Origin of the sequence: Hymenobacter rubidus (genome assembly GCF_016734815.1) — a bacterium.
GTDB lineage: Bacteria > Bacteroidota > Bacteroidia > Cytophagales > Hymenobacteraceae > Hymenobacter > Hymenobacter rubidus.
The window spans coordinates 16129-29001 of the sequence record NZ_JAERQF010000010.1; the positions used below are offsets into that span (position 1 = coordinate 16129).

At 62.9% G+C, this 12873-nt stretch carries 10 protein-coding genes and 1 pseudogene; 6 read left to right on the top strand and 5 right to left on the bottom strand.

Annotated features, from left to right (window positions below):
* Positions 1 to 2: 2 nt before the first annotated feature.
* From JKL48_RS09220 to xerD, 4 genes are all read right to left on the bottom strand, one after another.
* Positions 3 to 1304, bottom strand: a complete 1302-nt coding sequence (locus JKL48_RS09220; protein ID WP_201981688.1) for a DUF2851 family protein — start codon at positions 1302 to 1304, stop codon at positions 3 to 5.
* A 148-nt stretch (positions 1305 to 1452) separates the two neighbouring features.
* A complete protein-coding gene (locus JKL48_RS09225) occupies positions 1453 to 2097 on the bottom strand; it encodes a LolA family protein (protein WP_201981689.1) in 645 nt (214 codons plus the stop codon).
* A gap of 167 nt (positions 2098 to 2264) precedes the next feature.
* Positions 2265 to 5222: a DNA translocase FtsK gene (locus JKL48_RS09230; protein WP_201981691.1), complete on the bottom strand. Its 2958-nt coding sequence runs from the start codon at positions 5220 to 5222 to the stop codon at positions 2265 to 2267.
* 215 nt (positions 5223 to 5437) lie between these two features.
* The gene (gene xerD, locus JKL48_RS09235; protein ID WP_201981692.1) at positions 5438 to 6337 is read right to left on the bottom strand and encodes a site-specific tyrosine recombinase XerD; all 900 of its coding nucleotides are present in this window, start codon (positions 6335 to 6337) and stop codon (positions 5438 to 5440) included.
* A gap of 187 nt (positions 6338 to 6524) precedes the next feature.
* On the opposite strand from xerD, the gene aroQ reads away from it, so the two are divergent.
* From aroQ to JKL48_RS09265, 6 genes and pseudogenes are all read left to right on the top strand, one after another.
* Entirely contained in the window at positions 6525 to 6971 is a 447-nt protein-coding gene (gene aroQ, locus JKL48_RS09240) for a type II 3-dehydroquinate dehydratase (protein ID WP_201981694.1), read from the top strand.
* A 207-nt stretch (positions 6972 to 7178) separates the two neighbouring features.
* Entirely contained in the window at positions 7179 to 8246 is a 1068-nt protein-coding gene (locus tag JKL48_RS09245; protein ID WP_201981696.1) for an aminotransferase class V-fold PLP-dependent enzyme, read from the top strand.
* Between the two features lie 121 nt (positions 8247 to 8367).
* On the top strand, positions 8368 to 8829 hold the full coding sequence (rnhA, locus tag JKL48_RS09250; protein ID WP_201981699.1) for a ribonuclease HI: 462 nt from the start codon (positions 8368 to 8370) through the stop codon (positions 8827 to 8829).
* Positions 8830 to 8949: 120 nt separating this feature from the next.
* Positions 8950 to 9675: a tRNA1(Val) (adenine(37)-N6)-methyltransferase gene (locus JKL48_RS09255; protein WP_201981701.1), complete on the top strand. Its 726-nt coding sequence runs from the start codon at positions 8950 to 8952 to the stop codon at positions 9673 to 9675.
* Positions 9676 to 10207: 532 nt separating this feature from the next.
* Positions 10208 to 10360 (top strand): annotated as a pseudogene (locus tag JKL48_RS23745) (hypothetical protein); the annotation flags it as partial.
* Positions 10361 to 10776: 416 nt separating this feature from the next.
* Positions 10777 to 11262, top strand: a complete 486-nt coding sequence (locus JKL48_RS09265; RefSeq protein ID WP_201981703.1) for a hypothetical protein — start codon at positions 10777 to 10779, stop codon at positions 11260 to 11262.
* A 172-nt stretch (positions 11263 to 11434) separates the two neighbouring features.
* Here the strand turns inward: JKL48_RS09265 and JKL48_RS09270 are convergent, their stop codons facing one another.
* Positions 11435 to 12775 carry a saccharopine dehydrogenase family protein gene (locus tag JKL48_RS09270; RefSeq protein WP_201981704.1) on the bottom strand — a complete coding sequence of 447 codons (1341 nt, stop codon included), beginning with the start codon at positions 12773 to 12775 and terminating at the stop codon, positions 11435 to 11437.
* Positions 12776 to 12873 lie beyond the last annotated feature (98 nt).

Sequence of the window (12873 nt, forward strand, 5' to 3'; positions counted from 1 at the left end):
TTTCATCGGGCTACGCGGGGCTGCTGCACCAGCCGGCTGCCAATGGCGCAGTGCAGGCAGCGGCGCGGGGTGCAATAGTTTTTGTGCAGCGCCAGCAGGCCTTGCGAGTCGGCCGCCGTGCGGTGCGCAAAGCCAAGGGCTTCGTACACGTCCGTGAATTGGTTGTGCTCGGCGGGCAATTCGCTCAGCAACGCCACGCTGCTTTCCACCAGCGCAGGCTCGCCCAGGTGGCGGGCATAGGCCACGCGCAACGGTACCACCACGTTGGTGATGAGCAGGTCGATGCTGGCTTTGCCCAGGCTGGGCACCTTGCCGGCCCGGCCCGGCCGGTAATGCGTGCGCCAGTACTCGGGCGTGGGCGTTTGAAAAAAAGCCATCAGGGCGGCTACATTTTGTGCCGTGAGCAGCGCATCGAACAGCGCCGGACGGGCGTGTAGCAGGCCCGTCAGTTGCCCCAGCCGCACGGGCGGAAAATTGGCGGGCCGCAGGCGCAGGTAGTTCCAGTCGTGCACGGCCAAAGCGGCCGCGCCAAGGCTGTATTTGTGTTGCAAGAATTCGTGCTCGCGCTTCAAGTCCTGGATGTACTCATCCTCACTGGTTTCCTCATTATCAGCCAGGAAACCTGCTTGCCCGAATAGCAGCGCTTCGAGTTGGCGCACGTTGTGGCGGTGGCGGCGCAACACCGCCAGCGGCAGGGCTTTGGCGAGGCGGGCCAGGGGTTCGCTGTTCTTTTGGAAGCCAAACGCAGCCATCAAAGCGTGGTACGTGGTGGCCTCCCAGTCCTGCCCCAGCGTGTGGTGCAGGTCTGTAATGGCATCAGCCTTGCGCTCGACTCGCTCCAGCAGGGCGCGTTCGGTCATCATGGTTCTCGTGATTTCGGGTACCAGGTTCAGCAACGGCGCGCAGGGCAGCGGCGCGGCGGCCGGAGCGTCGGCCAGCGCCTGATACCGCGCCAACAGCTCGGGCGGTACACGGTTTTGCAACGCCAAGGCCGGAATCTGGCTGCCGTTGGTGCGAAACACGTCGGCGTCGAAATGGCCCACTACGTGCAGGATTACCTGGTCGTACTTAGGGTCGGTCTGGTGGTTGTGGCGCGCCCAGTCGGAGGCGCGAAGGTGAATCTCTACCGCGCCGTTCCACTCCACTTCGCCCAGGCGCAGGCGCGCATCGAGGAAATCGGGGCCGGCGTCGGCATTACGGTGGCCCGGCTTCAACACCTGGATTTCCTCTCCTGCCGTCGTGCGCAGGTCGGCCTTGTCAAAGTACTGGTGCTGCCAGACGTAATGGAGAAAATCTTCGCGCATGGCCGCAAATTAGTTGTCAGTTGGTAGTTGTCCGTTGTTAGGGCCGACCAATGGCTGAGCGCTAAAGAAAAGCGGCCCGCAACTTTCGAAGCGGACCGCCAAAATTATCGGCCTGACAACCGACAACTAAAAACTGACAACTAATCGATTACCGCAAATCCACCACCTTCACGTTCTTGTACTTGGCCTTGTCGAAGGCGAAGGTGCCGGCATCGGTGGGTGGGTTGGGCTGGAATTTCTTGATGAGGAAAGTATACTGGTTGCCGTTCTTTTTGAACATCTGCCAGCTTTTCACCGACGCATCCTTCTTGCGCACTTTCAGGCGCACTTTAAACACGTCATTCTGACGGTTTTCAGGGGCCAGTTCAATCACATCCAGCGGCTCGCCGCCTTCCGTCACTTGCTGCACGTAGGTGTACTTGTAGCCCTTTTTATACATGGTATAAATCTGGGAGGGCGACATTTCCTGCGAATCGGGGTCCGAATCCGAGATGTTTACCTCGTTTTCGTTCTTCAGGTAAGTCCAGGTGGTTTTGCCGTCGTTGATGACTTCCTGGCCACTGATTTTGAGGCGGAATTTCTGGCCGCTCACCACAATGTCGCCGTTGATGTTCTGCTTTACCTTGGCGCTGGGGTTTTCCAGCGTCTGGGTAAATGTGGCCTGAAACGCTTTCAGTGCCTGGTATTTGGCACTCATCTGGTCCAGAATCTTGCCGGCTTTGGGGTCCTGCTGGGCGGCAGCGGGCAATGCGAACGTAGCCGCGAGCAACAGGAAAGAGAAGGATTTTTTCATTATAAGGAGAAGGGTCAAAAAGCGCTTGTGCAGGGCTTGGAATGCCTGATACGGATTCTGTTTAACAAACGTCCGGCCAAAATGCCAATGAAGCATCAATGAAGAGAAAAAAGTGCGTCAGGCGGAGTACCGCGAAATTTTATTTCGCGGTACTCCGCCCGGCGGCGCTACTTCATGCTGTTAAGCAATTGCTCCAGTTGATATTCATCTGGAATGAGCACGTCGCGGGCCTTGCTGCCCTCGAACGGGCCCACGATGCCGGCGTGCTGGAGCTGGTCGATGAGGCGCCCGGCGCGATTGTAGCCGAGCTTGAGCTTGCGTTGCAGGAGCGAAGTGCTGCCCTGCTGGTGCAGCACGATGCAGCGGGCGGCCTCTTCAAACATGGAGTCGCGCTCGGAGGGGTCCATTTCCTCGTTGCCCCCGCCGTCGCCGTCGGCGCCAGCCACTTCGGGCAGCAGGTAGGCGTCGGAGTAGCCCTGTTGCTCGCCGATGAAGTCGCAGACGCGGTCGACCTCGGGCGTGTCGATGAAGGCGCACTGCACCCGAATCAGGTCGGAACCGGCCGAAAACAGCATGTCGCCCTGCCCGATGAGCTGGTCGGCGCCGCCGGTGTCGAGGATGGTGCGCGAGTCGATTTTGCTCGTCACCTTGAAGGAGATGCGGCAGGGGAAGTTGGCCTTGATGATGCCGGTGATGACGTTCACCGACGGGCGCTGGGTGGCTACGATGAGGTGGATGCCGATGGCGCGGGCCAGCTGCGCGAGGCGCGCAATGGGCGTTTCTACCTCTTTACCGGCCGTCATCATCAAATCAGCCAGCTCGTCAATCACCAGCACGATGAAGGGCAGGAAGCGGTGGCCTTTCTTGGGGTTGAGGCGGCGCTCGATGAACTTGGCGTTGTACTCCTTCAGGTTGCGGCAGCCGGCTTCCTTGAGCAAGTCGTAGCGCCGGTCCATCTCCATGCACAACGAGTTGAGCGTGTTCACCACCTTCTTGGTGTCGGTGATGATGGCTTCGTCGGTGTCGGGCAGCTTGGCCAGGTAGTGGCGCTCAATCTTGTTGAAGATGCTCAATTCCACCTTCTTGGGGTCAACGAGCACAAATTTCAGCTGCGCTGGGTGGCGCTTGTAGAGCAGCGAGGCCAGAATCACGTTCAGGCCCACCGACTTGCCCTGGCCCGTGGCTCCGGCCATTAGCAAGTGGGGCATCTTGGCCAAATCGGCCACGAACACCTCGTTGGTGATGGTGCGGCCGAAGGCAATGGGCAGGTCCATTTCCGAGCGGGCAAACTTTTCCGAGCCCAGCACCGAGCGGATGCTCACCATTTCCTTTTTGGTGTTCGGCACCTCGATGCCGATGGTGCCTTTGCCCGGAATGGGCGCAATGATGCGAATACCCAAGGCCGCCAGGCTCAGCGCAATGTCATCTTCCAGGCTCTTGATTTTGGCAATACGCACCCCTACTTCGGGCACGATTTCATAGAGCGTAACCGTGGGCCCGATGGTGGCCTTGATGCTGGCAATGCCGATGTTGTAGTGGCCCAGCGTCTCCACAATGCGGTCCTTGTTGGCCTCCAGCTCCTCCTTGGTCACCTGGGCTTTGGCCACGCCGTAGTCGTTGAGCAGCTCCAGGGTGGGGAACTGGAAGCGGGAAAGCTCCAGCGTGGGGTCGTAATTGCCGGGCGGCATGGCGTCGGCGTCCTCGTCTTCGTCCACCACGGCGGCAATGTCGGCTCCGGCGTTGGGGTCCAGGTCGTCGCGGCCGGGCACGGTGATTTCGAGGGGGCGCGGGACTGGCGGACTGACAGACTTGGCTACTGGTAGTGGCGCGTCGCCATCGGCCAAGTCGGCCAGCGAAAGCGGCGTAGGAATAGTCGACGCGGGTACACTAGAAGCCAAGGGGCCTTCCGGTTCCGGCGCAGGCATTTCAATAGAAAACGCCGGGCCCGAAGCCACCGCAGGCACAAGGGCCGCGGCCGAGGTCAGGGCAGTAGCAGCGGGTGCCACTGCTGCGCTGGCAACGCTCAGGGCCACGCCCGCGCCGAGGCGGGGAGCGGGCTCAAATTCCTGCGGGGCGGCGGGTTCTTCGGGCACGTCGCCGTCGAGCCGCAAGGGCAAGCCGGCGGCCTGAGCTCCCCCGGCGGCAACCGTAGCAGCCGAAGCAGCAGCGGCTTCGGGCACGGCTGGGCGCACTTTAGCAGAAGCAGCCACGGCAACGGGAGCGGCGGCTTGCTCGGAGGCAGCTTGTTCGGCCGCAATTTCGGCTTCCAGCTCGGCGTCTTCTTCAGGGTCGTCTTCGGTGCTGAGGCGACGGAAGCGGCCCAGGTTGAGGCTGGTGACGTTGAAAAAGAACACCACAAACGAAATCAAGGCAAAAGCCAATAGCAGCACCGTGCCCCAGCCAATGAGGCTGTCGAGCCAGGAGGCAGCCTCGAACCCCACGCCGCCGCACAGGAAATCGAGGCGGTGCGCCAGCACGGGGTCGGCGCCGGGCGTGGCCAGCGTCACCACCACATAGCCCAGCAGCAAACTCAGCCAAGCCATGGTGAACAGGCCCAGGGCCATCACGTAGCTCACCGACACCGTGGCGGTGCGGAACACAATTTTATACCCCAGGAAAAATACGATGGGAATGAGCGCAAACGCCGCAATACCGAACAGCTTATAAATAAACAGCTGCGCGGCCCAGGCGCCCAGCAGGCCCAGCCAGTTGCCGGATTCCTGCCCGGCCTCCCGCACGGGAATGGTACCCATGGCCGCCACCACGCTCTGGTCGGCGTGGCCCGTAAACAGGAACGAAGTAAAGGCAATGGTGAGGTAGAGGCTGCCCAGGAGCAGCCCGAAGCCAACGAACAAGTGAAAGCGGCGGTCGCGCAGCAGGCCCAGCAGCTTGCCCGCGCCGGGCACGGGCCCGCGCGGGGCGCGGGGCGCTTCGGGCTTGGGCGCGGTAGCGTAACGCGCCGCCTTGGGCACATTGGCGGCGGCGGGCCGGGGCTCCGGACGGGCGGGCGCCGGCTCCGGGACCGGGCCATTGGGACGCGGCTCGTTGCGCCGCGAGGGCCGGGGGTCGGCGGGGCGGTTGGCCGAGGTGCCGGGCGGAGGGGTTTTATAACGATTATCGGCCATTCGACGAATACAGAAAGGTCAAATTTACACAAGGCAGGTGGGAAACGACGGCGAAGAATACAGAAGGCCCGTCTGTCATCCTGAGCGCAGCGAAGGACCTTCTCACTTCCGGGTGTTTTACCGTAACCGAAGGTGCTACGTGTCATTCAGGGTTGGTAAGGTCCTTCGCTGCGCTCAGGATGACAGTACCGCCCACACCAGCATCCCCTCCTCCCCTAGCTGCGCGGGTGAAACTCGGTGATGACCTGCCGCAGGAAGTCCCTATCTAGGTGCGTGTAAATTTCCGTGGTGGTGATGCTGGCGTGGCCCAGCATTTCCTGCACAGCGCGGAGGTCGGCCCCGCCTTCAATGAGATGCGTGGCGAAGGAATGCCGCAGCGTGTGCGGGCTGATGGTTTTGCGCAGGCCCGCCTGCTCGGCCAGTTTCTTGAGGGTGGTGAAGACGGTGATGCGCGACAGCGGCCGGCCGTTCTTGCTCAGAAACACAAAGTCTTCGGCGCCGCTTTTGATGTCGAGGTGGCCGCGCACGCCGCTGAGGTAGAAGTTGAGGTGCTTGAGGGCTTCGCGGCCCACGGGCACGAGGCGCTCCTTGTTGCCTTTGCCCACCACTTTCATAAAGCCTTCGTCGGTGTAGATGTTGCTCAGGCGCAGGTCGCACAATTCGCTCACGCGCAGGCCGGAGGAATAAAGGACTTCGAGCAGGGCGCGGGCGCGCAGGCCGTCGTCGGTGCTCATGTCGATGGCTCCGAGCAGTTGCTCTACTTCGGGGTAGCTGAGGGTATCGGGCAGGTGGCGGCCGGTTTTGGGGGCTTCGAGGGTGTCGGTGGGGTCAAGCTTCAGCAAGTCTTCCATGATGAGGAAGCTGAAAAACGCTTTCAGGCCGGAGAGCGTGCGGGCTTGCGAGGTGGCGCTCAGGCCCAGTCCTTGCAGGGTGGCCAGAAATTCGCGCAGCACGTCGGTGCTCACCTGCGTGGGGCCGACGTGCAGCCGCTGAATGAGGAGGAACTGCTGGAGCTTGCCGATGTCGCGCACGTAAGCCTCCACGGAGTTGGGCGAGAGGGATTTTTCGAGGCGCAGGTAGCCGTCGAATTGTTTGATTGCCTGGGGCCAGGTCATGGTTGCAGTGGTTTAAACACCCCAAAGAACGCACCGGAACGTCCTGCGGAGCGGAGTCGAAGCATCTCTCCCGCTTCGTGGGGACAACAGAATTACCTGCACGGCAGAGATGCATCGACTCCGCTGCGCTTCGCTCAGCATGACGTTCTTTGGAGTCGTTTTATTCCCCGCAAGCACACTCTCCACCATGGAAATTCTGATAATCAACGGCCCCAACCTCAACCTGCTGGGCCGGCGCGAGCCCGGCATCTACGGCAACCGCTCGTTCGAAGACTTCTTCCCCGAGTTGGAAGAAACCTTCCCGCAACTGAAGCTCACGCAGTTCCAGAGCAACCACGAAGGGGTTATTCTCGACAAGCTGCACGAGGTCGGCTTCACGCACCACGGCATCGTGCTCAACGCCGGCGGCCTCACCCACACCAGCGTGGCCTTGGCCGATGCCGTGGCCGCCATCAGCACGCCCGTGGTGGAGGTGCACCTCAGCAACCTGCACGCCCGCGAGGAGTTCCGCCAGAAAAGCCTCTTCGGCCGGCACTGTGCGGGCAGCATCAGCGGTTTCGGACTTGAAAGCTACCGGCTGGCCCTGCAGTGGTTCATCAACCAGACGCCCAAGCGGGTGGGTTTCCGGGTCTAGTCTGTACCGCGGATTCAGCGGATTTTTCGGATTTCACGGATTTTGTAGGTCGTTGTCTGCGACCTTTGTGAGCGGCGACCTTTCCAGCCGGCTACACGGTTTTGCAAGTGCCCTCGTTAAAGGCCGGGGCAGTTGTCTTGGTGGGCGAAGGGTCGCCTCCAAAATCCGTGAAATCCGAAAAATCCGCTGAATCCGCGGTTCAGACCTATGTATACCTTCAATCCCGGGCCTTCGGCCGTTTACCCGGCCGTGCGCCAGTACCTCACCGATGCCTTTGACCAGGACTGGCTCTCGGCCGGGCACCGCTCCGAAAAGGTTATCGGCCTGGTGCGCCAGACCGTGACCGACCTCAAAGCCAAGCTCAACGTGCCGCAGGACTACACGGTGCTCTTCACCGGCTCGGCCACCGAGTGCTGGGAAATTCTGGCCCAGAGCCTCACGCCACGCCGCTCGTTTCACCTCTACAACGGCGATTTTGGCGAGAAGTGGTTCAAGTATGCCCAAGCCATTCGGCCGGCCAGCACGGGCCTGAAGTTTGGGCTCGATGAAGTGCCCGACGTGGCCAGCCTGCCCTTTGCCCCCGACGACACGGACCTCGTCTGCATCACCCAAAACGAAACCAGCACCGCCACCCAACTGCGCGAAGGCTTCGTCCTGAACCTCTACAACCGCCTCGGCGGCGCCCTGCTGGCTGTGGACGCCACCAGCTCGCTGGCCGGCCTGAACCTGAAATACATCAAGGCCGACATCTGGTACGGCTCGGTGCAGAAATGCTTCGGGCTGCCCGCCGGGCTGGGCGTGATGATTTTGTCGCCCAGAGCGGTGGCCCAAGCCAAGGCCGTGAACGACCGCGCCCACTACAACGCCCTGCCCGCCATGCTGGCCCAGATGCTGAACTACCAAACCAACTATACGCCCAACGTGCTGGGCATCTACCTCATGAGCCGCGTGCTGGCCGACCGCGAGCCCATCAAAAACGTGCACCAGCACCTCGTAGACCGCGCCGAGAAGCTGTACGCGTTTTTCGAGCAGGCCACGCCCCTCTCGCCCCTCATCAGCAACTACGAAACCCGCTCCACCACCGTCATCGGCCTGCGCGGCGACGCTGCTTTGATTGAAGAAATCAAAGGCAAAGCCAAGGAAGCCGGCCTGCAGCTGGGCAGCGGCTACGGCCCGCTCAAAAACACCACCATCCGCATCGCCAACTTCCCCGCCGTGCCCGATGCGGCCATGGAAGCGCTGGTGCAGTTTTTCGTGAAGGAATACCCTAATTAGGGCAAATAGAACGTCATGCTGAGCTTGTCGAAGCATCTCTACCGCAGCAGTAAACCAAATTACTCTTGCGGTAGAGATGCTTCGACAAGCTCAGCATGACCGTCCATTACCAAAAAAAGCCATGATTCATTTATTCACCGACGGCTCGGCCCGCGGCAACCCCGGCCCCGGCGGCTACGGCGCCATTCTGCGCTACGGCCCCCACGAAAAAGAGCTGACCCAGGGCTTCCGCCTCACTACCAACAACCGCATGGAGCTGCTGGCCGTGATAGTCGGCCTGGAGGCCGTGACGCGCCCCGAGCTGCCCATCCGCGTCGTTTCCGATTCCAAATACGTGGTCGACGCCGTGGAGAAAAAATGGGTCTTCGGCTGGGCTGCCAAATCCGATTTCGGCAAAAAGGCCAACGAGGATTTGTGGCGCCGCTTCCTGCGCGTCTACCAGCAGCGCAAGGTCACCTTCCACTGGATAAAAGGCCACGCCGGCCACGCCGAAAACGAGCGCTGCGACGTGCTGGCCGTGCAAAGCGCACTCGGCAAGGGCTTGCTGGTGGACGAGGGGTATGAAGCCATTGCCGCACACTAGCACGAGTACCGCGAAATTTTATTTCGCGACAAGCGCAGCGAGTGAGTTGCCCCTGAACATCCCCCCCCCCAAGCTCGCTGCGCTCGCCGCGAAATAAAATTTCGCGGTACTCGTCCTGCTATGCCCAACGACTACTTCCAGTTCCAGCAGTTCCGCATCGAGCAGGCCGATTGCGCCATGAAGGTGAGCACCGACGCCTGCCTGCTGGGCGCGGCGGCCGACCTCACCGGCGCCACGCGCCTGCTTGACATTGGTACCGGCACCGGACTGCTGGCTCTCATGGCCGCCCAGCGCCACGCCACGGTCGATATTGAAGCGGTGGAGATTGATGCGGCTGCCTCAGTTCAAGCAACGGCCAATGCGGCCGCTAGCCCGTGGGCCGGGCGCATTTGTATCCACAGCCTGAGTTTGGCAGAATACGCGGCCACTCGGCCGGCGCCGTTCAGCCACATTATCTGCAACCCACCCTTCTTCCGGCAGTCGCTGCGCTCGCCCGACGCGGCGCGCACCACCGCCCGGCACGAGGCAGCCGATACGCTTTCGTTTGACGCGCTGGCCGATTTCGCAGCGGATTTTTTGCTGGCCGATGGCCTGCTGACGGTGCTACTGCCGCCGCCGGAGATGCAGGCGTTTGAGCGAGTGGCGGCAGCAACGGGGCTGCAGCCGGCCACGCGGCTGCTGGTGCGGCACCGGCCCGGCAGCCGGCCGCTGCGGCACATCGTCGGGTTTCGGCGGGAAGCAGGTGCTACCCAGGAAACGGAGCTGAGCATTCGGACGGCCACGGATGAGGGAGAATATTCGGCGGAGTTTCGGGCGCTGCTAAGCGGGTTTTACCTGGCGCTGTAGCGTGGACTCTGCGAGTACGCGCGGTTGAACGTCTGCCCCGCAGGCGGCAGGCCAATAACAGGCAGGCGCGAAGTGGTATTATGCCCCAAAGTAACGCCAGCCGGATAGCAGCTATGATGAGGCAGTTCTATTGGCCGAAGCCGATTCAACCGTCGGCTAATTCAGGGAGCAGCTGCTAACACTCAAGCCGACTAGCTTGCCTGCTCATGACACGAAGCGAAGGCTGCAGCCCCACTAGCGGCAGCGGCCAGTACCACAGCGGCTACCATCAGCTTCACGGCCCCGGCCGGGGCTACGGGCTACTATGTGCTGCTGGCCCCAGCGGGCGTCGCGCCCGTGCAGGTATTGCCGGCCCCGACGACTTTGCCCTTCGCCCTGACCGGCCTGACACCGGGCACCGGGCACCGGCTACACCGTGTACCTGGGTAGCTCTTGCGCGGGGGGCCTCTTGTCGACGAATACGGAGGTGCGCTTCGTGACCTTGATCCCCGTGGCAACTTGTACTGCCCCCACGGCGGTGGCCGTTACGGGCGTGCTCGGCACGTCAGCCAGCGCCCGCTTTACCGGCCCGGCAGGGGCCGTGAGCTACACCGCCACGGCCACGCCCACGGCGGGCAGGGCGGCCGTGGCGGTGAGCGGCCCGTCGTCGCCCCTGTTGCTCACGGGCCTGCGACCCGGCACGGCGTACGCCGTGACAGTGCTAACGAACTGCGGAGCCGGAACGGCATCGGGGCCCAGCAACACAACGGCCTTTCATACCCTGCTGGCGTCGCGCTCTACGGCCCTGGCCGCCACGGTGGGCCTGTTTCCGAACCCCGCCCACCGCACCGCCACGCTGGCCGTGCCGGCCGACCTGCTCCAACAAGCCGCTGAAATGAAGCTGCTGAACGCCGTGGGCCAGGTGATGCTCCGCGCTACTGTGCCCGCCCGCCGCCCGTGCCGATGCCCAGCTAACGCTGGATTTGGCCACGCTGCCCGCCCGCCGGCCTCTACCTCGTGCAGCTGGCCACCGGGCAGGGTCCGCTGGGGAAGCGCCTTGTGGTGGAATAGCTGTCTCTCGTCTGCCAACCATCTTCCATCTTTTACCCAACCCCCACTCCCATGCCCAAAGACACCAACTACCCCGCCGCCGTGGACGCGGCTGCTTTGCAGAAAGCCCAAAAAGCCAGCGCCGACCTGGCCGAGTCACTGCACTTCATCCCCAACCTGGAGCCCGACGTGCTGACCTCGGCCACCATCATCCCGGAGCGCCTGCCCCTGGCCGATAAGGCCATTGAAGTGGCCCTTGCGGCCCCCGATGTCATGCGCCGCGCCTTCGACCCGCAGCGCCTCATCGACAAGCTGGCCTACTACCGCGCCCTGGCCAAGCTGCGCGGCGACCTGGCCACGGCCGATACCAAGCTCAAAAACGCCCTCAACGTGCGGGGCAGCGACATGATGTACGACATCGGCCACGTCCACGAAGACGTGGAAAAGGACAACGGCGAAACCATCGACCTGGGCCCCTGCGCGCCCAGCTGCACGACTACTACACCCACCTACACCCACCCCGGGGCCCGCAAGGACGCCGCCGCGAAGAAACCCTAAGGCACTTCCGGTGCTTCGAAGGACCCAAACGGCCCTTCCGACGACCAGATGGGTCGCTGGAAGGGCCGTTTGGGTGGTGGGAAAGGCGGATGAAGTCGCTGCAAGGGCAGTGGCGGTCGTTGCAACGCCCCCAGCTGTCCTTGCAACGAGCAGTTGGGGTGTTCGGAGGGCCTTACTCCTCGCTGAATCGAATCCCGTACTCCGCCGCCAGCTCGTCCAGAATGGGCTCGTATAGCTCGGGCAGCACCGGAATGACCACGCCGTGCGCCGCCACTTCGCCGCGCACCAGCCGCCGCACGGCCATGCCCAGCGGCAGGCCCACGGTTTTGGCCATGCCGGTGTGGGTGGCGTCGTCGCCCTCCACGGCCAGCGAGGACGTGAGGCGGTGCGTGGTGCCATTCAGCTCGTATTCGAACAGGTGCTGCATCACAATCAGGTCGTGGTCGTGGGGTTGCAGCTGCCACTTTTCGGCCAGCAGACGTTCCAGCAGCTGGGCGGGCGTGGCGTGGGCGTGGCCCACCCGTTTATCCGAAAACAGGCCCAGCCAGTTGAGGAGGCCGATTTCGTCGCCCACCGGGTTCAGGCCGAGGTAGGTGGCCACGCGCTGCGACAAATCGAGGTGCGGAATGAGCGAAGTGGGCAGGTAAGCTTCTACCAGCTCGGCCCAGGTCATGGTTTCGGGGTTGTCCAGGTTCACGCCGTCGTCGGTCAGCCCGAGGCGCACCAATGCGTGCCAGGCCGCGCTGTAGCCCGGCCGGCGCAGCGTGCCCCGCAGCATGGTCGGAATCTCTTCCAGCCCGTACGGCGCGCGGTAGCTCAGCGAGTCGCGGTTGGCATAGCCCTCAAACTCGCCGTAGTCGGGCACGGTCAGGGTTTCGGTCCGGCAGAAAAGCTGCTGGTAGGGAATGAAGCGCAGGTGCCCGTTTTCGAGAAACTTGGCCGTGCTCTGGCCGGCCAGCACCACGTTGCGCGGGTTCCAGGTGAACTTGTATTTCCAGGGATTATCGCCTTCGGCCGCCGGGGCCAGCAGGCCGCCGCAGTAGCTCTTGAAACTGGTGATGCGCCCGCCCCGCGCCCGAATGTGCGCAATGGCCCGCATAGCCGACATGTGGTCGAGGCCGGGGTCCAGCCCGCATTCCATGAGCAGCGTCACGCCGGCCGCCAGCGCCTCCCCGTGCAGCTCGCGGATTTCCGGACCCACGTAGCTGGCCGTGGCCAAGTGGCGGCCGTGGCGCACGCAGGCCCGTGCCACCACCGGATGGAGCATGGCGGGCAGCATCGAAATCACTACGTCGGCCTGGGCTACCAGCTCTTCCAGCAGCGCATCATTGGCCAGGTCCACGGGTATGGCGCGGGCGTATTCGGTGTGCGCGGCGAGTACCGGCACCAAGTGGGCCGGGTTCACGTCGGCCACGGTCAGAAACCACCGTTCGGTGGGCGCGTGGCGCAGCAGGTATTGGATGAGCGACGAGGCCGAGCGGCCGGCCCCGAGGAGCAAAAGGCGGGAAGTCATGAAGCAAATATGGGGAATTCAGGAAGAAGGGGTCAGAAACAGGGCCCTTGCGCGCTGGTGCCGGATAAGCAAACCATCTTTATATTTTACCTGCAACT

Coding starts and splice junctions, on each gene's coding strand:
- JKL48_RS09220 (WP_201981688.1), bottom strand. CDS start 1,304: ATGCGCGAAGATTTTCTCCATTACGTCTGGCAGCACCAGTACTTTGAC.
- aroQ (WP_201981694.1), top strand. CDS start 6,525: ATGGAAATTCTGATAATCAACGGCCCCAACCTCAACCTGCTGGGCCGG.
- xerD (WP_201981692.1), bottom strand. CDS start 6,337: ATGACCTGGCCCCAGGCAATCAAACAATTCGACGGCTACCTGCGCCTC.
- JKL48_RS09270 (WP_201981704.1), bottom strand. CDS start 12,775: ATGACTTCCCGCCTTTTGCTCCTCGGGGCCGGCCGCTCGGCCTCGTCG.
- rnhA (WP_201981699.1), top strand. CDS start 8,368: ATGATTCATTTATTCACCGACGGCTCGGCCCGCGGCAACCCCGGCCCC.
- JKL48_RS09265 (WP_201981703.1), top strand. CDS start 10,777: ATGCCCAAAGACACCAACTACCCCGCCGCCGTGGACGCGGCTGCTTTG.
- JKL48_RS09255 (WP_201981701.1), top strand. CDS start 8,950: ATGCCCAACGACTACTTCCAGTTCCAGCAGTTCCGCATCGAGCAGGCC.
- JKL48_RS09225 (WP_201981689.1), bottom strand. CDS start 2,097: ATGAAAAAATCCTTCTCTTTCCTGTTGCTCGCGGCTACGTTCGCATTG.
- JKL48_RS09230 (WP_201981691.1), bottom strand. CDS start 5,222: ATGGCCGATAATCGTTATAAAACCCCTCCGCCCGGCACCTCGGCCAAC.
- JKL48_RS09245 (WP_201981696.1), top strand. CDS start 7,179: ATGTATACCTTCAATCCCGGGCCTTCGGCCGTTTACCCGGCCGTGCGC.